Below are 19,867 nucleotides of genomic sequence, written 5' to 3' on the forward strand. Positions count from 1 at the left end.
TCAGACCGGCAGCGCCATGTAGAACTGGGTCCCCTGCCCCGGCCGGGAAAATACGCCCATGCGCCCGCCGTGCAGCTGCACGATCTCTTTGCACAACGCCAGCCCCAGCCCGGCGCCGCCTTTCTTGCGCCCTACCTGTACGAAGGGCTCGAAGATGCGCCCCTGCTGCCCATAGGCAATGCCTTCGCCGTTGTCCTCGACACTGATGATTACTCGCTCCGCATGCCGTCGTGCGTGCAGGCGGATGCGCCCGCCGTTGGCGGTATGGCGGATGGCGTTATTCAACAGGTTGTCCAGCACCCGGTCGAGCTGGGCGATGTCGGCCTGGATACGCGGTAGCGGCGGCTCCAGTTCCGTGATCAACTCGATCTGCTTGTGCGCCGCCGGTTCGGCAAAGCGCCGTTCTACACGCTCCAGCAGCTCGTCGATGGCGCAGGGGGTCAGGTCGAGCTTCTGCATCCCGCTCTGGTAGCGGCTGAAGTTGAGCAGGTCGTTGATCAACTGGGTCAGGCGCTGCATTTCCTCGCCGATGGTTTCCAGCAGGTCATGCTCGCGCGCCTCGGGCGGGAACTTGAGCCGCTCGCGCAACAGGCCGAAGGCCATGTGCATGCCGGTCACCGGGGTGCGCAGCTCGTGGGACGCGCGCAACACGAACTCGCTGCGCACGCGTTCGAAGGCTCGCTGCTCGGTGACATCGTGCAGCACCATCACCGCGCCAAGGATCGGCCCTTGCGGGTGGCTGACCGGGGTCAGGCTGTAGGCGAGCAGGCGCGTTTCGTCATCGACCTCCATGCTCAGGTCGTCCGGCTGGCGGTCGAGATTGCCGCCGCGCAGTACCTGGCGTAGCTGCTGTTCCAGCTCCGGGCGCTGCAGGGCTTCGGCCAGGCTGCTGCCCACACGGCTGTCGGTCCAGCCCAGCTGGCGCTGGGCAACCGGGTTGAGGTGCTCCAGGCGGCCCTGGCGGTTTATGATCAGCAGGCCATCGTCAATGCTGTCCAGTACGGCCTGCAAGCGTTGCTGGCCGGCCAGCAGCTCGTCAACGTTGGTGGCCTGGTGCTTGCGCAAGGCTTCTGCCATCAAGCCGAAGCGGCGGGTCAGCTGATTCAGTTCGGTGGCCTGGGTGACCGGCAGGGTGACATCGAAATTGCCCTTGCCCAGTTGGTCGGCCGCCTTGGCCAAGGCTTCGATCGGCTGGCCGAAGCGCCGGGCGATGTTGTGCGCGGTAATGAAGCCCAATACCAGCACCACCAGGCCCATCAGGCCAAGTACGCCACTGACCAGCAGGGCGTGGTCGCGGGTGTGCTCCTCGCTGCGGGTGATGTGTTCCAGGGCCTGCTTGTGGGAATCGATCAGGTCGGTGCGCACCTGGTTGAACGCGGCGCCCAGTGGCTGCTCCACGCCCATGCTACGGGCCGGCGCCGGGCTGTCGCGGTAGGCCTGGAGGAAGGCCTGGTAATTGCTGCTGGCCTTGCTGAAGCCGGTGCGTTCGCCGCCTTGTTCCAGCCCTTGGTTGAGCAGGACCTGGAAGTTGTCCTGCAGCAACCGCAGGCTCTCCGGGGAGGTCTGGTCATCGAGGATCAGGGTCATCTGTTCGCCTAGGTTCTGGCGCAACTTCAGCCCCACTTCCAGGGCGTGGGTGGTATCGCGCACCAGTCGCTGTTGCACTGTGGCCATCTGCAGCACACTGACCAGGCCCAGCAGCAGCCCGAGCAAAGCCACGGTGATCAGCGCCGAAATGCTGAGGAAAAGCCGCGTGCGCAGCTTCATGGGCGGCCACCTCACAGGTTGTACTGCTTACGTTTGCGGTACAGGGTGGAGGCATCGATCCCCAGGGTCTTGGCGGCCTGGTCCAGGGTGTCGCTGGCGGCCAGCACCGCGCCGATGTGGGCGCGTTCCAGCTCATCCAGGCTCAGCGCGGCGCCGACGCGCGGGGCGTTGCTTGCAGGCTGTTCGCCCATGCCCAGGTGGCTGATTTCCACACGTTCCTGCGGGCAGATGATGCTGGCCCGCTCCACCACGTTGCGCAATTCTCGAATGTTGCCGGGCCAGCGGTAGTTGAGCAGGGCCGTGCGGGCTTCGTCACTGAAGCCACGGGCAGGCCGGGCGTATTCCTTGACGAAGCGGGCGAGAAAGCGATCTGCCAGCGTCAGGATGTCTTCACTGCGCTCGCGCAGGGGCGGCAGGTGCAAGGTGATGACGTTCAGGCGATACAGCAGGTCTTCGCGGAAGCGGCTTTCGCGCACCATCTCTTCGAGGTTGAGGTTGGTGGCGGCGAGGATACGCACATCGGCGCGGCGGGTGACCGGGTCGCCGACGCGCTCGTATTCCTTGTCCTGGATGAAGCGCAACAGTTTGGGCTGCAAGGTCAGTGGGAAATCGCCGATTTCGTCGAGGAACAGCGTGCCCCCATCAGCCTGGCTGACTCGCCCCAGGGTGCTTTCGCTGGCACCGGTGAAGGCGCCGCGGGTGTGGCCGAACAACTCGCTTTCCATCAGCTCGGCGTTCAGCGACGGGCAGTTGATGGTCACGCAGGCTTTGCGCGCGCGCTTGCTCCAGCCATGGATGGCTCGGGCCAGCTCACCTTTACCTGTGCCCGACTCGCCCAGGATGAGGATGTTGGCGTCGGTGGTGGCGACCTGGCGGGCGGTTTCCAGCACCGCCATCATGGCCGGGCTGTGCGAGTCGAGGCCGTCTTTGGGTTTGCGAACCTCACCTTCCAGGGCCTCCAGGCGAGCGGAAAGCTGGCGCACTTCCAGCTGCTTGGCCGTAGCCAGGCGCAGCTGGTCGGGGCTGCACGGCTTGACCAGGTAATCGGCGGCACCGGCCTGGATCGCGTCCACCGCCGTGTCGATCGCCGAGTGCGCGGTGACAATCACTACTCGCATCCAGGGCGCCTGGATACGCATCTGCGCCAGCACATCGAGGCCGTTGTCTTCGCCTAGGCGCAAATCAAGGAAGCACAGGTCGAATACCTGGCGCTGCAGCAGGGTTTCGGCCTGGGCGGCGCTGTTGGCCGTGGACACGCTATAGCCTTCGTCTTCCAGGCAGTAGCGGAAGGTGCGCAGGATCGCGGACTCGTCATCCACCAGCAGAATGCGGCCTTGGTTATCCGGGGCTGACTCCATGTGCTGCGCTCCTTAAGGATAGATCTTCATTTAGTGTGGGAAAAATCGGGCAAGTTGCATGGTCAATTGTGAAGGAGCCCGTGCTTTGCATGCTAGCCAATGGCCAATCAACGCCTGGAGGCTGCGATATCCCGATGATTTCCTTAGAGGTCTACGGTGGCACATTGGTTGCGAGGAATTTTAGCTTTTGCTCTACAAAAGGAGGCACTGCCATGTCTTTTTCCATTCGCGCCGCCGTGTTGGCCGCCACCTTGCTGCCGGTTTTCACCCTGGCATTCGCCGGCCCGGTGCAGGACGCCCGCCTGGAGGGGGCACTGCAAACGGCCCTGTCGCTGAACCGCATGCTTGACCCATTTCGTATCGAGGTCGAGGTGAACGGCAAGCAGGCGCGGCTTTCCGGTGAGGTGGAGAACGAAGTCGAACGCCAGTTGGCCGAGCATGTGGCCTTGGCAACCCGTGGCATCGAGCAGGTGGACAACCAGCTGCGGGTCGATGCCCCGCTGGTGGAGCGCCCGCTGGCGCTGCGTGCCTACGCCCAGCGCCTGGAGGATGCCACCCTGGCCGCGGTGATCCGTGCGCGGCTGCTATGGAGCCGCGCCACCGAGAAGGCGCCTATAGATGTACAGAGCAGCGAAGGTGTGGTGACCCTGCGCGGCAAGGTCGACAGCGCCGAGGCCAAGGAGCTGGCCGGGGTGGTGGCGCGTACTACCGAGGGTGTGCACCTGGTCAACAACCTGGTCAGCCTCGATACCGCCGCCATGGCCAAGGCCCGGGAAGTCCCGGTGGGCGCGCCGACCGGGCCGCAACCGAGTGACAGCTGGATTATCGACAAGATCCAGAACAGCTACCGCTTCAGCCGCAATCTCGATGGCCCGAACCTGAAAGTGGCCAGCGAAGAGGGTTTGGTGCGGCTTTCGGGCGAGGTGGTCAGCAGCGAGCAGAAAACCATAGCCGTGGAGATCGCCCGGCAGATCATCGGCGTGCGTGGGGTGGATGCCGACCTGCTCAAGGTGGCGACCAAGGTCGAGGGCTGATCGTGCAATTCGCACGACGACCCGGGCGGCATCGTGCAGGATACGTCCTTGCCGGGTTTGCCGTATTTCCATAACTATCTGATTTAAAAGAATTTTATTGGAAGAAAAAGGCTGGCATGCAGGCTGCAGTTACCTGTTCAGGTTTGAACAAGAACTACAGCAGGAGGAGCAGGCATGAACCGCCAATCCGTCAACCGCTTGCAGAACGCCGCACTGCCCCTGCGCCAGATGCTGTCACTCGGCCTGGCGCTGTTGCTGACCTTGGCCGCTGGCCTCTTCTATTACAGCTGGCAGACCGCGCGCCTGGCCGAGCAAGTGGCGGCGCAGACCGCCCTGTTGACGCAGATTCAGGCAACCCGTGCCAACACTCTGGTCAGGGCCGCCGACCCGCTGCCTTCCGGCCAGGCCACTGCCTCCCCGGGCACCCTGGAAAATGTCGTACCCCAGGACCGCTGGGTGTTCTGACTCGCCGGACCGATTTCGATAAAGAAAGGAGAACCACCATGCTGAGCTGGGCTATCACTTTCCTCATCATCGCCATTGTCGCTGCCGTACTGGGCTTCGGTGGTATCGCGGGCGCTGCCACGGGTATCGCGAAGATTCTGTTCATTGTCTTCCTGGTGCTGTTCGTGGCCTCTTTCTTCTTTGGACGTGGACGAGGTTGAAGATGGGCAGTAAGCGTTGGACAGCCCTGGCTGCCGCCCTGTTACTGGGTGGCAGCGCGGTGGCGATGGCGGCCAATGACGGCCAGGTCCGGGTCGACCAGCTGCTCGGTTCGGACCCGGAGTACCGGGAAACCTGGCAGGACACGATCAAAGGCGAGGAACGCCTGCCCGATTGGGTGGTCAATCTGACCGGCAGTGCCCAGCAGCAGATGTCCGCCGTTACCGAAGACGGCGACAAGTACCTCGTCGGCCCGTTGTGCGAAGGCCAGGACAACTGCACCTACAAGCGCCTGATCGTGGCGTTCAGCTGGGACAAGGACGATGCCTACGGGATGCTCGTGGAGGTACCCGAAGGTTTGCCGAACGACAAGTCGCCCACCCGCCATGCGCAGTACCGCTGGCTGGGTGAGCCGGACGACGGCATGAAGGCGATGTTGAAGGAGCAGCTAAAGCGTGACCCGAACTGGTACTGAGGGTTTGCACCCGGTACGGATGAAAAGTCATGCACTGTCACGTAATAGAAGCTGAACCTTTCTATATTTCAGGCTTCTATGATGCGCCGCCCCGAGGAGGGGCAGCGCATGACCAAGGGGCCGGGCTGTTCTGATTGTTGCAGGATCGGAGTGGCCTAGGGGTACAGGGAGTGCCTCCAGCAATGGGCCGGGTCAGGAAAGGCGGAATCGGAAGTTTCAGGTCGGCGGTGTCATAGGGGCACCTGACCAGACCTGACTTCCGAGGAGCCATGTAGGAAACGTCTCTTCCCCTGCGCGATTTCCTCTTCGAGACACATTTTGTCTCGACCGTACATCCATTTTTTTTCGACCAACCCGGTGCTTGTACAAGTGGCATTTCAGCCATTCGGATTGTCGAACAGGCCATCTTCCTTGCCCTTTCCACTCTGCCAAATCTGCCTAAATATGGCGGGTTGGTCTTGTTCGGGATTCCGAACGTTGTAAATCAAGCACTTGCGAACCTTCTGGTTTGGTCAGAAATGTTATGCATAAACGGCATGGGCTATGCGCTTCCGGCATTAGATTTCCCCCTTTGCCATCGCAATAGTTGCCGCCTTTTTCGCTGGCCCGAGCGCCCTGTCGCTCGCCTGCGGTGTCCTTACATGAAGTCGCCGGACGGAAGCATCTGCTGCTCGTGACCTAGCCAACGGCTCTGTAACGCGCGTTTCCGTCGGGTGGCCATGACCACTAGAACAAAGGGTAAAGACATGAAGAAGGCAAAACTGAGCCTCGCCTGGCAGATCGTCATCGGTCTGGTCCTGGGTGTTGCAATCGGCGCTCTACTGAATCATTTCAGTGCAGAAAAGGCATGGTGGATCAGCAACGTCCTCCAGCCCGCTGGTGACATCTTCATTCGCCTGATCAAGATGATCGTCGTCCCGATCGTGATTTCGTCGCTGATCGTGGGTATCGCCGGGGTTGGCGACGCGAAGAAACTTGGCAGCATCGGCCTGAAGACCATCATCTACTTCGAAGTGGTTACCACCATCGCCATCGTCGTCGGCCTGGTGTTGGCCAACCTGTTCCACCCGGGCGCCGGCATCGACATGAGCACCCTGGGTACCGTGGACATCTCCAAGTACCAGGCCACCGCGGCCGAAGTGCAGCATGAGCACGCGTTCATCGAAACCCTGCTGAACCTGATCCCGTCGAACATCTTCGCAGCGCTGATGCGTGGCGAAATGCTGCCGATCATCTTCTTCTCGGTGATGTTCGGCCTGGGCCTGTCGAGCCTGCAGGCAGAGCTGCGCGACCCTCTGGTGCGTACCTTCCAGGCGGTTTCCGAGACCATGTTCAAGGTCACCCACATGATCATGAACTACGCTCCGATCGGCGTGTTCGCCCTGATCGCCGTGACCGTCGCCAACTTCGGTTTCAGCTCGCTGCTGCCGCTGGCCAAGCTGGTGCTGCTGGTGTACTTCGCCATCGCCTTCTTCGCCTTCATGGTGCTGGGCCTGGTTGCCCGCCTGTTCGGCTTCTCGGTGATCAAGATCATGCGCATCATGAAAGATGAGCTGATCCTTGCCTACTCCACCTCCAGCTCGGAGACCGTGCTGCCGCGCGTGATCGAGAAGATGGAGAAATACGGTGCACCGAAGTCGATCTGCTCGTTCGTGGTACCGACCGGCTACTCGTTCAACCTCGACGGCTCGACCCTGTACCAGAGCATTGCGGCCATCTTCATTGCCCAGCTGTACGGTATCGACCTGTCGTGGAGCCAGCAGTTGCTGCTGGTGCTGACCCTGATGGTCACTTCCAAAGGTATCGCTGGCGTACCGGGTGTTTCCTTCGTGGTCCTGCTGGCCACCCTGGGCAGCGTGGGCATCCCGCTGGAAGGCCTGGCCTTTATCGCCGGTGTCGACCGCATCATGGACATGGCCCGTACCGCCCTGAACGTTGTGGGCAATGCCCTGGCAGCCCTGGTCATCGCTCGCTGGGAGGGCATGTACGACGCCGCCAAGGGCGAGAAGTACTACGCCTCGCTGATGGCCGGCAAGCAGGAAGCGTCCATGGTTGGCGAAACCGCCAAGCGCTGAGCCTGACTGCTGCATGACCAAGAGCCCCGACTTGTCGGGGCTTTTTGTTGCCTGCGAGATCCTGGGGCCGCTTTGCGGCCCTTTCGCGACGCAAGGCCGCTCCCACAATGGCCGGCGTATAGCGAGCTCTGTGGGAGCGGCCTTGTGTCGCGATACGAGGGCGCAGCCCTCGCCTGCGGTCTCCAGCCATGCGCCCCGATACGCTATCATTCGGGCATTTTTCAGGGGGAACACACGGATGCTCAACGGCCTTTGGCTTGGCTTTTTCCTGGTGGCGGCAGTGTCTGCCCTGGCCCAATGGCTGGTAGGCGGCAACGCCGGCATCTTCGCGGCGATGGTCGAGAGCATATTCGCCATGGCCAAGCTGTCGGTCGAGGTGATGGTGCTGCTGTTCGGCACGCTGACCCTGTGGCTGGGCTTTCTCAAGATCGCCGAGAAAGCGGGCATCGTCGAGTGGCTGGCCAAGGTGCTGGGCCCGCTGTTTGCCCGGCTGATGCCGGAAGTGCCACCCGGCCACCCGGCCCTGGGCCTGATCACCATGAACTTCGCCGCCAACGGCCTGGGCCTGGATAACGCCGCCACGCCGATCGGCCTGAAGGCCATGCGCGCGCTGCAGGAGCTGAACCCCAGCAGCACCACGGCGAGCAATGCGCAGATCCTGTTCCTGGTGCTCAACGCCTCGTCGCTGACCTTGCTGCCGGTGACCATCTTCATGTACCGGGCCCAGCAAGGTGCGGCGGACCCGACCATGGTGTTCCTGCCGATCCTGCTGGCCACCAGCGTCTCGACCCTGGTCGGCCTGCTGTCGGTGGCGGTGATGCAGCGCCTGCGCCTATGGGACCCGGTAGTGCTCGCCTACCTGATCCCGGGGGCCCTGTTGCTAGGTGGGTTCATGGCCTTCCTCGGCACCCTGTCGGCGGCCGCGCTGGCCAGCCTGTCGTCGATCCTGGGCAACCTCACGTTGTTTGGCGTGATCATCCTGTTCCTGGTGGTCGGTGCCTTGAAGCGGGTGAAGGTGTATGAAGCCTTTGTCGAAGGCGCCAAGGAAGGCTTCGACGTGGCCAAGGGCCTGTTGCCTTACCTGGTGGCGATGCTGGTGGCGGTGGGTGTGCTGCGGGCTTCAGGCGCCCTGGAACTGGCCCTGGACGGTATCCGCCATGCGGTGACCTGGCTCGGCCTGGACACCCGCTTCGTCGAGGGCCTGCCCACGGCGCTGGTCAAGCCGTTCTCCGGCAGCGCGGCGCGGGCGATGCTGATCGAGACCATGCAGACCCATGGCGTGGACAGCTTCCCGGCGCTGGTGGCAGCGACGATTCAGGGCAGTACCGAAACCACCTTCTACGTGCTGGCGGTGTACTTTGGTGCCGTGGGTATCCAGCGGGTGCGTCACGCGGTCGGGTGCGCATTGCTGGCGGAATTGTCCGGGGTGATCGCGGCGATCTTCGTCTGCTACTGGTTCTTCGCCTGACGCTCCCACAAAAAGCAGGCAGGGGTCAGTGAGCCGGAACGCTGGCTGCTTGCGCAATGGTCCAACTCACCACCTGCCCGGTCAGCTGGTCGCAGGCCTTGCCGAAGCCGGCAACCACCGCTGACACCTGCTTGTCGGCCAGCGGCTGGCGGATTTCGAAGCGTTTGCTGGCCAGAATACGCTGGTTGCGGCCCTGGACCAGGCGTGCGTCATAGCGGATCACCACCTCCACTGCCCCGCCCGCGTGGTATTCGGTCTGGAACGCCTGCAGCTCGCCAGCCAGCTCGTAGTCGGCTTGCAGGTTGCTGTCGTCGGCGCTCAGGCGTTGTACCTGGCCGTCACGCTGGAAGCCGTCGAGCAGGCGGTTGCGCAGCAGCACCGGCACTGCATCGCTCCAGCGCGCGCCCTTGTAGCTGCTGACCACATCGCCCTGGGGAATCACGGCAATTCGTGGCCCGGCCAGCACGTCGCTGGCCAGCGGCTTGTTCAGGCGCAATGACCAGTCCAGCGCCGGCACCGTGCGGCTGGGCTGGCTCACCGGCAGGCGGTACAGGTCGACGGGTTCGCTCTGCGGCAGGATCGAGCAGGCACTGGCCAGGCTCAGCGCGGCCGCCAGGGCCAGCAGGTGCAGCGACGGTTTCATGGCTGGAACTCCTTGTTGTTGTCGCGGCCGAGCAGGTAACCGCCAGGGTCGGCCTCCAGTTGCCGGGAAATGCCTTTGAGTGCGTTGAGGGTTTCGCGCAATTCGCGAATCGCCGGGGTCAGCTGGTTCAGACCCTGGGCACCGTCGCCGATGGCTTCGTGGTTTTCCTGGAGCAGGCGGTTGATGGTGGCGGTGCTCTCGGCCAGCGACTGCATGGCCTGCTCGGCGCTGCCGATCGCCTGCTTGCCTTCGCTGCCCAGCAGGCCGTTGGCGTTGCGCATCAGTGCCTGGGTTTCGGCCAGGGTGGCGCTGGCCTGCTTGCCCACTTGCACCAGTTGTTCGATGGCCTGGGCGATGCTGCCGTGCTGGCCGGCGAAGGCACCGGTGGTCTTGTCGAGGTTGGCCAAGGTGTTGCTGAGGTGACCAATGTTGTCTTCGGAGAACATCTGGTTGGCGTTGTGCAGCAGCAGGTTGATGTTGGTCACCAGGTCGCTGCTGTCATTGAGCAGGCGCGAAATCGGCGAGGGCGAGGCGATGATCACCGGCAGTTTGCCGTCCTTGCCTTTCAGCTCTGGGCTTTGCGGGGTACCGCCGCTGAGCTGGATGAACGAGTTGCCGGTCACGCCGGCCAGGGTCAGCTTGGCCTGGGTGTCTTCCTTTACCGGAGTGTCGGCACTCAGGCGCACCCGTGCCAGTACCCGGCGCGGGTCCTTCGGGTCCAGGCGCAGGGTAGACACGTCGCCCACCTTGATGCCGTTGTACTGCACCGGGCTGCCGCGGGACAGGCCGGAGACCGCTTCGTTGAACACCACTTCGTAGTCCTTGAAGGCATCGTCGACACTGGACTTGGCCAGCCACAGGCCGAACAGCATGGCACCGGCCACCACCAGGACGGTGACCAGGCCGATAAGAACGTGATGGGCTCGGGTTTCCATTGCTCAGCGCTCCTGCCCGGCACGGGTAGCGGCCTGCTCGGCTGCGCGCCCGCGTGGGCCATGAAAGTATTCTTGAATCCAGGTGTCGTTGGTCTGCTCGACCTCGGCAAGCGGGCCGGCCACCAGGACCTTCTTCTGTGACAGCACGGCGATGCGGTCAGTGATGGTGTACAGGGTGTCGAGGTCGTGGGTGATGAGGAACACCGACAAGCCCAGGGCATCACGCAGGGTCAGGATCAACTGGTCGAAGGCGGCGGCGCCGATCGGGTCCAGGCCGGCGGTGGGTTCGTCGAGGAACAGAATGTCAGGGTCCAGTGCCAAGGCCCGAGCCAGCGCGGCACGCTTGATCATACCCCCCGACAGCGAGGCCGGGTATTTGTCGGCGGCCGAGATCGGCAGCCCCGCCAGGGCCAGCTTCACTCCGGCCAGGTGCTCGGCATCGGCGCGGGACAGCCCGGCGTGCTCGATCAGCGGCAATGCCACGTTTTCGGTGACAGTCAGAGAAGAGAACAGTGCGCCCTTCTGGAACAGCACGCCGAAGCGCCGCTCGACCAGTGAGCGCTGCTCTTCGCGCAGGCCGGCCAAGTCCTGGCCGAACACCTTGATCTGCCCTTCGTCGGGCCGCCGCAGGCCGATGATACTGCGCAACAGCACCGATTTGCCGCTGCCCGACCCGCCGACCACGGCGAGGATCTCGCCGCGGTACAGGTCAAGGTCGAGATTTTCGTGGACGCTCTGGCGGCCGAAGCGATTGCAGATGCCGCGGGCCTCGATCACGCGTTCCTGACCACTCACCAGCCCATCTCCATGAAGAACAGGGCGGCCACCGCGTCCAGCACGATGACCACGAATATCGACTGCACCACCGCCGAGGTGGTGTGCGCCCCTACCGATTCGGCGCTGCCGCTGACCTTGAAGCCCTCCAGGCAGCCGATGGAAGCGATCAGAAAGGCGAAGAACGGTGCCTTGGCCAGGCCGACCAGGAAGTGCTGCACGCCGATGTCACTTTGTAGCAGCGACAGGAACATGGCTGGCGAGATGTCCAGTGTCAGCGCGCACACCACCGCGCCGCCGACGATGCCGCAGATCATCGCGATGAAGGTCAGCAACGGTAGCGAAATCAACAGCGCCAGTACTCGCGGCACCACCAGCAGCTCCATGGGGTTCAGGCCCAAGGTGCGGATGGCGTCGATTTCCTCGTTGGCCTTCATCGAGCCGATCTGCGCGGTGAAAGCGCTGGCGGTGCGGCCGGCCATGAGGATGGCGGTCAGCAGCACGGCGAACTCGCGCAGAAACGAAAATGCCACCAGATCCACGGTAAAGATGGTCGCGCCGAAATCGGCCAGCACCGTGGCGCCGAGGAAAGCCACCACCGCGCCCACCAGGAAGGTCAGCAGGGCGACGATGGGCGCGGCGTCCAGGCCGGTCTGTTCGATGTGCGCCACCACCGGGGTGAAGCGCCAGCGCTGCGGTTGCAGGGCGCGGCGCAGCAGGGTTTCGAGGATCAGGCCAACGAAGCCGAGCACCTGCAGGGTGTCTTGCCACAAGGCGCCGACGGCGCAGCCGATGCGCTCCAGCAGTAACAGCAGCACGTTACGCTCGGGTTCCTTGACCGGTATGCAGTAGTCCTGCACCGAGCAGTAGACGTTCTTGAGCAGTGCGCGGCTGGCGTCGGGCAGCTCGTGGGTGCAGCGTGACAGGCGTTCGGAACCGAGCAGTTCGGCCAGCAGTGAGGCACCGGCGGTATCCAGGCGGCCCAGTTGGCTGAGGTCGGCGACGGCATCGGCAGCGGCAGCGTACTGCGCGCGCAGGCGCTCGCTCTCACGCTTGAGGCTGGCGTAGTGCGCCAGGGTCCAGTCACCGGTAATGCGCAGGCAGGCCGGTTGGCTACTGGTGTCCAGGGTGGCGCTGGGGGTGGTCATCGGCTCCATGCTACTGACTCGGCGCTAAGGCTTAGGGGCTGATCATAGCGCAGCGGACATGGGCTGTTTGGTGATTATGTGCTGTCTGTTGAGGACAGAGGGCCGCAAAGCGGCCCCTTTCAATCATTGCGCCTGCGCGTCATCTATCACCTTGAAGCGCAGCACGCCGATGACCTGCCCATCCTCGGTCAGTACCCTCACCTGCCACTTGCCCACCGGGTTCGGCGGGAAGTTCTGCTTGTGGGTCCAGGCCCGGTAGCCTTCCTTGCGCCCGCCGTGGATGTCCAGAGCAATGCGGTCGACTTCCTGGCCGTCCTTTTGCCACACGTGGTAGATCCGTTCGTTCAGGCCGCGTGGCGCGTTGATTGCGGTGTAGGCGTACAGGCCGCTGCTACGGATGCGGCTGGCGGCTATTTCGTGCAGCGAATCGCCCGGCTGGCGGTTCAGCACTTCGGTGCTGACCGCCACCTCGGTCATCCACAGGGTCGCCGGTGGTACCCAGGAGCGCAGCAGCCAGCCCCCGCCGCCGACCGCCAGGGTGACCAGCACCAGGGCCACGGCGCGGCGCCAGTTGTTGATCGGGAAGCTGCTGGCCAGGCTGGGGAACGACAGGGCCATGGCCGCGATCAGGGCCAGCTTGAAGCTTTGCGCGGTGGTCAGGTGCAGGATGATCGGCAGCGCAGTCAGCAGGGCGGCGAACAGGGTCAGGGTGTGCAGCGCCAGGAACAGCCAGCGCCGCGGTGCCAGCCATTTGTAGTACAGCGGGTCGATGATCGAAATCAGCCCGGCCGCACCGAGCAGGCCGGTGAATACCAGCTGGCCGCTGTTCCAGGTGGTGGTGATGAAGAAGAACGGCAGCACGAAGAACAGCGATTCCTGGTGGATCATCTGCGTAGCGTAGCGTAGCAGCGGCTGCGGGATTTCGCGGTTGAAAGTGCGCGCGAACAGGCCGGTGAGGGTGTTTTCCAGCATCAGCCAGAGCCAGCTGACCAACATGAGCACGGCTACCCAGCTGGCCAGGCCAGCCTGGCGGTCGACCAGGATGAAGCTACCGATGCCGGAGAGGAAACCGCAGAGCGCGATGATGCCGGGGTAGCGTTTGAGCAGTTCGATGATGCGCTGGACGATGTGGGGGATTTGGGGCATTGGGGGCTACAACAGAATGGGTGAGGTGGCTGTGCTGGCCTCTTCGCGCGGGCGCGCTCGCTCCCACAGGGTCCGGGTTGCCACCTCACTTTGTGGGAGCGGGCGTGCCCGCGAAGAGGCCGGTACTGGCAAAAGGATACCGTCGTTTCACTACTCGCGTGTAGCACCGCTCGGCTTTTCCGGACCATGCCGACGCCAGCGCAACAGCCCCGCAGCCAGGATCAGCCCCAACAGCAAGGCAACCAGCCCGTAGAGTTCATCGTAGCCAAGCAAGGGCTTCTCGATACGTACATAACCATCTTCCTTGAGCAGCTGCTTCAGCGCCGCGTTGGCCTGCGCCAGGCTGACCTGGCGCAGCTTGCGCACCGGGTTGGCAAAACGCCCGTCGCTATAGTCGTTCAGCGCGCCCCAGTAGTAGTCGGCCAAGGCGCTGTTGCCCTGGGTGCTCCAGCTTTCCTTGGCGACGCTGGCGTACTTGATACGCTCGAAGGTGTTCGGGTCGAGGCCTTCCTTGCGCAGGTGGTCGAACAACTTCTGCATCACCTCGACCGCCTGGTCGATGTCCTCGCGCTCCAGGTCGGCGTTGAGGCTGAGCAGGCCTGTGTCGCCAAAGCTTTCGCGTTTTGCCGAGGGGCCGTAGGACAGCCCGTTGCGCAGGCGCAGCTGGTCGTACAGCGCCCAGTCCAGGTAGTGCGACAGCAGGTCGAGGGTGGCCTGGTGATCGTTGTCCAGCACCGGCTCGACGAACAGCCAGTGCAGCTTGACGCTGTCACCCAGCCAGCCGCGGGTCAGGTTGCGGCGCTGTTCAGCTTGCTGGCCGATGCTTTCCAGGGTGCGGCGTTCCTCCGGCTCGGTGGCGGGCAGTTCGCCAAAGGTGCGCTCCAGGTAGGCCGGCAGCAGGCGGTCGAGACCACCGACCACGATCAGGGTCATGTTGTTGGCCGCATACCAGCGGTCACGCAAGGTGGTCACCTGCTCCAGGGTCATGTCGTCGAGGTTGGAGCGCTCCGGGCATTTCAGGCCCAGTTCGGTGGCCAGCTGGTCACTGGCGGGGTGGCCGATGTCCTGGCGGTCGAGCCAGCGCTGCAGGTGGCCATAGTGGCCGCCATCCTCGCGCTCGATGATGCGCTTGGCGGTGGCCAGGGTCTTGGCATCGATGCGGGTGTCACGAATCACCGCCAACAGCAGGTCAAGGATTTTGCGCTGGTTGCGCGCCGGGGCTTCGATGACGAAGGTGGTGTCGGCGCTGCTGGTGTAGGCGTTCCATTCACCGCCCAGCGATTGCAGGCGCTCTTCCAGGCCGCCCTCGCCGGTTTCGTCGATGCCGCTGAACAGCAGGTGTTCGAGCAGGTGCGGCAGCTCTTTCTGCTCGCAATTGAAGTCATCCAGGCCGACGCCGACCACCAGGCGGATCGCCACATGGTCACGTTCATAGCCGTTTTTCAGGATGACCTGCAGGCCATTGGGCAACAGGTAACCTTCAACCCGCGAGCGGTCGAGGGCGAATGAGGGCAGGCTGCAGATCAGCAGGCAAACGAACATCAGGCAACGCATGGGCGAGCTCGGGTCCTCAGGTAGGCGAAATCACGGCAGACGGGCTTCGTCCGGCACGCTGTCGAGCATCAGCCCGCCCGTGTCCGAGCCGCCCAGTACCACATAGGCACTGCTACAGAACAAAGAGTTCAACCGCTTCATGTCGGCGATCAGCTCCAAGTGTAGCGAACTGGTCTCGATACTTTGCACTACCTTGCGCTGCAGGCGGCTGACATGGGCGTGGGCAAGGCGCCGTTCCTGGGCGCGAAAACGGCGTTTTTCCCGCAGCAGCAAGCGGGCGCTTTCCGGGTCGGCACTGAGGAACACCGACAAGCCCAGGCGCAGGTTGGCCAGCAACTGTTCCTGCAGGCCGGTCAGCTCCTCCAGCCCCACCTGGGAGAATTCCCGGCGTTGGCTGGTTTTCTGCTGCTGGACCTTGCGTAGCATGCGCTCGATCAGGTCGCAGGCCAGCTTGAGGTTGATTGCCAGCTCGATGATTTCTGCCCAGCGGCGGTTGTCCTGTTCGCTGAGGTCTTCACGCGACATCTGCGCCAGGTACAGCTTGATCGCGCTGTACAAGGCTTCGGCGTCCTCGCCCAAAGCGCGGACCTGCTGCGGCAAGGCAGTCTGGGTACCACGCAGGGCTCCGAGCATGGCTTCAAGCAGGCTGTCGACGATATCGCCCAGGCGCAGGGTTTCGCGGGATGCGTTGGCCAAGGCCAGGCTGGGTGTTTCCAGCGCCGAGGTGTCGAGGTGGCGCGGGCGTATCTGGCCGTTGCCGTTTTCCCGTTCGGGCAGCAGGGCGTTGCACAGCCGGCCCATGGGTTTGACCGTGGGCAGCATGATCAGGCAACGCAGCGTGTTGTAGAGCAGGTGGAAGCCGATGACCAGCTCCTGCGGGCTGAAGCTCAGTGAGTCCATCCAGCCCACCAATGGGTGCAGTACGGGGATGATCAGCAGCAGGCCGATCAGCTTGTACAGCAGGCTGCCCAGGGCCACCCGGCGCCCGGCGGCGTTTTGCATGCTGGTGCTGATGAAGGCCAGCAGCCCGCTGCCGATGTTGGCGCCGACCACCAGGCCGATGGCCACCGGCAGGCTGATCACCTCGGCACCGGCCAACGTCGCGGTGAGCAGCACAGCGGCCAGGCTGGAATAGGAAATCATGGCGAACAATGCGCCGACCAGTGCGTCGAGCATGATGTCGCCGGTCAGCGAGGCGAACAGCACTTTCACGCCCTGGGCGTGGGTAATCGGCGTAGCTGCCTGCACGATCAGCTCCAATGCCAGGATGATCAGGCCAAGCCCGATGCCTACCCTGCCCAGCTGGCCAGCCCGCGTCTGCTTGCGCGAGAGGAAGAAGATCACACCCAGGAAGATCAGCAGTGGCGACAGCCAGGAAAGGTCCAGGGTCAGCACCCGTGCCATCAGCGCGGTACCCACGTCGGCGCCGAGCATGATCGCCAGGGCCGGGGTCATGGCCATCAGGCCCTGGCCGACGAACGAGGTGACCAGCATGGCAGTGGCGTTGCTGCTTTGCACCATGGCCGTGACCAGAATGCCGGCGACGAACGCCAGCGGGCGCTTGTTCATGTTCTGGCCGATGATGCGCCGCAGGCTCGAGCCGAATACCCGCAGGATGCCGGTACGTACGATGTGGGTGCCCCAGACCAGAAGCGTAACGGCCGAGAGCAGGTTGAGCAGGGTCAGCATGGCGACGGCCCCCTGTTGCATTGGCCCAGCGGGCCAAGAGAAGAAGCGTGAGCGTTTGAAGAATTTTCAGTGCTCACTCAAAGCTTTAGTTGTTTTGCGTAGCTGTCGCCAGCTTCGCATGGCTGTCTGTGATTTGAAACACATGGGAAATGAATGATTGCCTGTGCCCGCGAAGAGGCCAGTACAGCAAACGGCAGAATTCAGTGAGCCGGAATGAAAAAGGGCCCCGAAGGGCCCTTTGTGTCCTGCACTTCCTGATCTTATTGACCCGGAATGTCCTTGCGCAGTTTCACTGGCTCATGCTCTTTGCCGTTCTTGCGGGCCAGGGCGGTGCGCATGCGGATGTTGATGGCTTCCACCGCCAGCGAGAACGCCATGGCGAAGTAGACGTAGCCCTTCGGCACATGCACGTCGAAAGCTTCGGCGATCAGCACGGTACCGACCACGATCAGGAACGACAGTGCGAGCATCTTCAGCGACGGGTGCTTGTCGATGAACTCGCTGATGGTGCCGGCGCACAGCATCATCACCAACACGGCGACGATGATCGCGGCGATCATTACCGGTACATGGGACACCATGCCGACCGCCGTGATCACCGAGTCCAGCGAGAACACGATGTCGATGATGGCGATCTGGATGATGGTATAGAAAAACTTGCCACCCGCGCCTTTCGGCTCTTCCGGGTTCTCGTCCTCGCCTTCCAGGCCGTGGTAGATCTCTTGCGAGCTTTTCCACAGCAGGAACAGGCCACCAAAGAACAGGATCAGGTCACGCCCGGAAATGCCCTGGCCAAACACCACGAACAGGTCGGCGGTAAGGCGCATGACCCAGGTGATCGACAGCAACAGCATGATACGGGTGACCATGGCCAGGGCCAGGCCAAAGATCCGGGTGCGTGGCTGCATGTGCTTGGGCATGCGGCTGACCAGAATCGAGATCATGATGATGTTGTCGATACCGAGGACGATCTCAAGCGCAGTAAGGGTAAAAAAGGCAACCCAGATTTCCGGGCTGGTCAGCCATTCCATGTGTTTTCCTTCGAACGGTAAAGGCGACGCGTCCGGATCAGGGGCGCGTCGCGTTGGGTAATACGCGTTTATTAAAGACTACTGAACAGCGGGAAAATGCCCATCAGCAGCGCGGCGAGCATTATGCACAGGCACACCAGCACTGCCCACTTCAAGGTGAAGCGCTGATGATCGCCAAACTCGATGCCGGCCAGGGCCACCAGCAGGTAGGTGGAGGGTACCAAGGGGCTGAGCAGGTGTACCGGCTGCCCGACGATCGACGCACGGGCCATTTCCACCGGGCTGATGCCGTAATGGCTGGCGGCTTCGGCCAGCACTGGCAGCACGCCATAATAGAACGCGTCGTTGGACATGAAGAACGTGAACGGCATGCTCACGATCGCTGTGATCACTGCCAGGTAAGGGCCCAGCGCCTCTGGGATGACCGCCAGCAGGCTCTTGGACATGGCGTCGACCATGCCGGTGCCCGACAGGATCCCGGTGAAGATGCCGGCGGCGAAGATCAGCCCGGTGACCGCCAGCACGCTGCCAGCATGGGCCGCGATGCGGTCTTTCTGCTGCTGCAGGCACGGGTAGTTGACGATCATGGCGATGCTGAAGGCGATCATGAACAGCACCGGCAGCGGCAGCACACCGGCAATCAGCGCGACCATCAGGGCAGCGGTCAGGGCGCCGTTGAAGTACAGCAGTTTAGGCCGGCGCGCGTCCGGGTACTGCGAAACGGTGATTTCGCTGTGATCGATGTCGTCGGTGGGCAGGTGCAACTCGCCCAGGCGGGCACGTTCGCGCCTGCCGTACAGGTAGGCGATGGCAAGGATTGCCAGCACGCCGAACAGCATGGCCGGGATCATCGGCACGAAGATGTCCGACGGGTCCACGTGCAGGGCGCTGGCGGCACGGGCGGTCGGGCCGCCCCAGGGGGTCATGTTCATCACCCCGCCAGCGAGGATGATCAGGCCGGCCATGATCCGTGGGCTCATGCCCAGGCGGCTGTACATCGGCAACATGGCGGCGCAGCAGATCATGTAGGTGGTGGCGCCGTCACCGTCGAGCGAGACCACCAGGGCCAGTACTGCGGTGCCGACGGAGACTTTCAGTGGATCGCCCTTGACCAGCTTGAGAATCTTGCGCACGGCCGGGTCGAACAGGCCGGAGTCGATCATCAGGGCGAAGTAGAGAATGGCGAACATCAGCATCACGCCGGTAGGCGCGAGCTTGCTGATGCCCTCGAGCATCATCGGGCCGATCTTGGCGGAAAAACCGCCGAACAGGGCAAACAGGATCGGTACCAGGATCAGCGCGATCAAGGCCGACAGGCGCTTGGTCATGATCAGGTACATGAAGGTGATGACCATGGCAAAGCCGAGGAAGGTCAGCATGGCAGTACTCCAGGCGTGGCGCGGCGAAAGGAAAGTCGATTCGGGCGAATCAGCGCGTATGGCGCTGTGCGGGGAGCATGCGGAGGGTGGCTACGGAAAGTCGGGCACAGGAAAACATCAGAATCACCATTGTTGTTGTTGATTGGGCCGGGCGCGGTGGTTACCGGGTGCCCTGGCTGACCGGTCTTGTGCCGGTAGTGGGGGGCTATCCTATGAGGGCAAGCTTTCAGCCAGCTTTCGCCGAAGCAAAGGCGACGAGAGGTAGGTGATGCAGGAGGTGACCGAGGGTGGCTGCCATTGTGGCGCCTTGCGTTATCGGTTGGAGGGCGACCTGACGGACATTGCCCACTGCCATTGTTCGATCTGCCGGCGGGTCAGCGGCGGGCTGGTGGTGACCTGGCTCACCCTGCCCCGCTCGGGGTTCCGGTGGTTGGCGGGCGAGCCGAACTGCTATGTCGCGCCGGCCAGTTGCAGCCGGTACTTCTGTGGGCATTGCGGGGCGCATGTAGCGCTGGTGACCACGCATAGCCCGGACACGGTGGATGTGACGGTGGCGACCCTGGACCACCCGGAGCGGGTCAGGGCCAACCGGCATATCTGGGTGGGTAGCCGGTTGCCTTGGTTGCATCTGGATGAGGATTTGCCTTCGGAGGCGCAGGAGAACCTGTAGGCCTTGTGCTGTCTGTGCCGGCCCTTTCGCGGGTAAACCCGCTCCCACAGGTGCGGCG

General features: G+C 63.3%; 18 protein-coding genes. 7 read left to right on the forward strand and 11 right to left on the reverse strand.

Going from position 1 to position 19,867, the window contains the following annotated elements:
• Positions 1 to 1,767, reverse strand: coding sequence for a KinB sensor domain-containing domain (locus M2S36_RS05300; protein WP_207831519.1), 1,767 nt, complete (start codon positions 1,765 to 1,767; stop codon positions 1 to 3).
• Positions 1,768 to 1,778: 11 nt separating this feature from the next.
• Positions 1,779 to 3,125, reverse strand: coding sequence for a sigma-54-dependent response regulator transcription factor AlgB (gene algB / locus M2S36_RS05305; protein WP_207831521.1), 1,347 nt, complete (start codon positions 3,123 to 3,125; stop codon positions 1,779 to 1,781).
• A gap of 212 nt (positions 3,126 to 3,337) precedes the next feature.
• Here algB and M2S36_RS05310 point away from each other — a divergent pair, with 212 nt between their 5' ends.
• The 6 genes from M2S36_RS05310 (at position 3,338) to M2S36_RS05335 (ending at position 8,840) form a co-directional block, all read left to right on the forward strand.
• A complete protein-coding gene (locus M2S36_RS05310; protein WP_333956813.1) occupies positions 3,338 to 4,159 on the forward strand; it encodes a BON domain-containing protein in 822 nt (273 codons plus the stop codon).
• A gap of 174 nt (positions 4,160 to 4,333) precedes the next feature.
• Complete coding sequence (locus tag M2S36_RS05315; RefSeq protein ID WP_207831525.1) at positions 4,334 to 4,624, forward strand: hypothetical protein; 291 nt, start codon at positions 4,334 to 4,336, stop codon at positions 4,622 to 4,624.
• Between the two features lie 38 nt (positions 4,625 to 4,662).
• The gene (locus M2S36_RS05320; RefSeq protein WP_003252966.1) at positions 4,663 to 4,824 is read left to right on the forward strand and encodes a DUF1328 domain-containing protein; all 162 of its coding nucleotides are present in this window, start codon (positions 4,663 to 4,665) and stop codon (positions 4,822 to 4,824) included.
• A gap of 2 nt (positions 4,825 to 4,826) precedes the next feature.
• A complete protein-coding gene (locus M2S36_RS05325) occupies positions 4,827 to 5,297 on the forward strand; it encodes an inhibitor of vertebrate lysozyme family protein (RefSeq protein ID WP_233688234.1) in 471 nt (156 codons plus the stop codon).
• 746 nt (positions 5,298 to 6,043) lie between these two features.
• Positions 6,044 to 7,372 carry a glutamate/aspartate:proton symporter GltP gene (gene gltP, locus M2S36_RS05330; protein WP_207831529.1) on the forward strand — a complete coding sequence of 443 codons (1,329 nt, stop codon included), beginning with the start codon at positions 6,044 to 6,046 and terminating at the stop codon, positions 7,370 to 7,372.
• Positions 7,373 to 7,610: 238 nt separating this feature from the next.
• Positions 7,611 to 8,840 carry a nucleoside recognition domain-containing protein gene (locus M2S36_RS05335; protein ID WP_063912382.1) on the forward strand — a complete coding sequence of 410 codons (1,230 nt, stop codon included), beginning with the start codon at positions 7,611 to 7,613 and terminating at the stop codon, positions 8,838 to 8,840.
• 25 nt (positions 8,841 to 8,865) lie between these two features.
• Here the strand turns inward: M2S36_RS05335 and M2S36_RS05340 are convergent, their stop codons facing one another.
• From M2S36_RS05340 to M2S36_RS05380, 9 genes are all read right to left on the reverse strand, one after another.
• The gene (locus tag M2S36_RS05340; protein ID WP_333956816.1) at positions 8,866 to 9,483 is read right to left on the reverse strand and encodes an ABC-type transport auxiliary lipoprotein family protein; all 618 of its coding nucleotides are present in this window, start codon (positions 9,481 to 9,483) and stop codon (positions 8,866 to 8,868) included.
• Entirely contained in the window at positions 9,480 to 10,418 is a 939-nt protein-coding gene (locus M2S36_RS05345; protein WP_207831533.1) for an MlaD family protein, read from the reverse strand. The genes M2S36_RS05340 and M2S36_RS05345 overlap by 4 nt, the downstream gene beginning before the upstream one ends.
• Positions 10,419 to 10,421: 3 nt before the next feature.
• Entirely contained in the window at positions 10,422 to 11,213 is a 792-nt protein-coding gene (locus M2S36_RS05350; protein ID WP_207831536.1) for an ABC transporter ATP-binding protein, read from the reverse strand.
• Positions 11,210 to 12,349, reverse strand: coding sequence for an ABC transporter permease (locus M2S36_RS05355; RefSeq protein ID WP_207831538.1), 1,140 nt, complete (start codon positions 12,347 to 12,349; stop codon positions 11,210 to 11,212). Before M2S36_RS05355 ends, M2S36_RS05350 begins: the two co-directional genes overlap by 4 nt.
• A gap of 114 nt (positions 12,350 to 12,463) precedes the next feature.
• Complete coding sequence (locus tag M2S36_RS05360) at positions 12,464 to 13,486, reverse strand: DUF5924 family protein (RefSeq protein WP_207831540.1); 1,023 nt, start codon at positions 13,484 to 13,486, stop codon at positions 12,464 to 12,466.
• Between the two features lie 150 nt (positions 13,487 to 13,636).
• Positions 13,637 to 15,040: a M16 family metallopeptidase gene (locus tag M2S36_RS05365; RefSeq protein WP_333956818.1), complete on the reverse strand. Its 1,404-nt coding sequence runs from the start codon at positions 15,038 to 15,040 to the stop codon at positions 13,637 to 13,639.
• A gap of 30 nt (positions 15,041 to 15,070) precedes the next feature.
• Positions 15,071 to 16,729, reverse strand: coding sequence for a Na/Pi cotransporter family protein (locus M2S36_RS05370; protein ID WP_207831545.1), 1,659 nt, complete (start codon positions 16,727 to 16,729; stop codon positions 15,071 to 15,073).
• 260 nt (positions 16,730 to 16,989) lie between these two features.
• A complete protein-coding gene (locus M2S36_RS05375; RefSeq protein ID WP_207831548.1) occupies positions 16,990 to 17,760 on the reverse strand; it encodes a TerC family protein in 771 nt (256 codons plus the stop codon).
• 71 nt (positions 17,761 to 17,831) lie between these two features.
• The gene (locus M2S36_RS05380) at positions 17,832 to 19,139 is read right to left on the reverse strand and encodes a CitMHS family transporter (protein ID WP_207831550.1); all 1,308 of its coding nucleotides are present in this window, start codon (positions 19,137 to 19,139) and stop codon (positions 17,832 to 17,834) included.
• Positions 19,140 to 19,407: 268 nt separating this feature from the next.
• Between M2S36_RS05380 and M2S36_RS05385 the strand changes: the two genes are divergently transcribed.
• A complete protein-coding gene (locus tag M2S36_RS05385) occupies positions 19,408 to 19,809 on the forward strand; it encodes a GFA family protein (protein ID WP_207831552.1) in 402 nt (133 codons plus the stop codon).
• Positions 19,810 to 19,867: the final 58 nt, after the last annotated feature.

It is taken from the genome of Pseudomonas sp. SF2 (genome assembly GCF_036858055.1).
In the GTDB taxonomy this organism is placed as follows: Bacteria; Pseudomonadota; Gammaproteobacteria; order Pseudomonadales; family Pseudomonadaceae; genus Aquipseudomonas.

Coding starts and splice junctions, on each gene's coding strand:
- M2S36_RS05300 (WP_207831519.1), bottom strand. CDS start 1,767: ATGAAGCTGCGCACGCGGCTTTTCCTCAGCATTTCGGCGCTGATCACC.
- algB (WP_207831521.1), bottom strand. CDS start 3,125: ATGGAGTCAGCCCCGGATAACCAAGGCCGCATTCTGCTGGTGGATGAC.
- M2S36_RS05310 (WP_333956813.1), top strand. CDS start 3,338: ATGTCTTTTTCCATTCGCGCCGCCGTGTTGGCCGCCACCTTGCTGCCG.
- M2S36_RS05315 (WP_207831525.1), top strand. CDS start 4,334: ATGAACCGCCAATCCGTCAACCGCTTGCAGAACGCCGCACTGCCCCTG.
- M2S36_RS05320 (WP_003252966.1), top strand. CDS start 4,663: ATGCTGAGCTGGGCTATCACTTTCCTCATCATCGCCATTGTCGCTGCC.
- M2S36_RS05325 (WP_233688234.1), top strand. CDS start 4,827: ATGGGCAGTAAGCGTTGGACAGCCCTGGCTGCCGCCCTGTTACTGGGT.
- gltP (WP_207831529.1), top strand. CDS start 6,044: ATGAAGAAGGCAAAACTGAGCCTCGCCTGGCAGATCGTCATCGGTCTG.
- M2S36_RS05335 (WP_063912382.1), top strand. CDS start 7,611: ATGCTCAACGGCCTTTGGCTTGGCTTTTTCCTGGTGGCGGCAGTGTCT.
- M2S36_RS05340 (WP_333956816.1), bottom strand. CDS start 9,483: ATGAAACCGTCGCTGCACCTGCTGGCCCTGGCGGCCGCGCTGAGCCTG.
- M2S36_RS05345 (WP_207831533.1), bottom strand. CDS start 10,418: ATGGAAACCCGAGCCCATCACGTTCTTATCGGCCTGGTCACCGTCCTG.
- M2S36_RS05355 (WP_207831538.1), bottom strand. CDS start 12,349: ATGGAGCCGATGACCACCCCCAGCGCCACCCTGGACACCAGTAGCCAA.
- M2S36_RS05360 (WP_207831540.1), bottom strand. CDS start 13,486: ATGCCCCAAATCCCCCACATCGTCCAGCGCATCATCGAACTGCTCAAA.
- M2S36_RS05365 (WP_333956818.1), bottom strand. CDS start 15,040: ATGCGTTGCCTGATGTTCGTTTGCCTGCTGATCTGCAGCCTGCCCTCA.
- M2S36_RS05370 (WP_207831545.1), bottom strand. CDS start 16,729: ATGCTGACCCTGCTCAACCTGCTCTCGGCCGTTACGCTTCTGGTCTGG.
- M2S36_RS05375 (WP_207831548.1), bottom strand. CDS start 17,760: ATGGAATGGCTGACCAGCCCGGAAATCTGGGTTGCCTTTTTTACCCTT.
- M2S36_RS05380 (WP_207831550.1), bottom strand. CDS start 19,139: ATGCTGACCTTCCTCGGCTTTGCCATGGTCATCACCTTCATGTACCTG.
- M2S36_RS05385 (WP_207831552.1), top strand. CDS start 19,408: ATGCAGGAGGTGACCGAGGGTGGCTGCCATTGTGGCGCCTTGCGTTAT.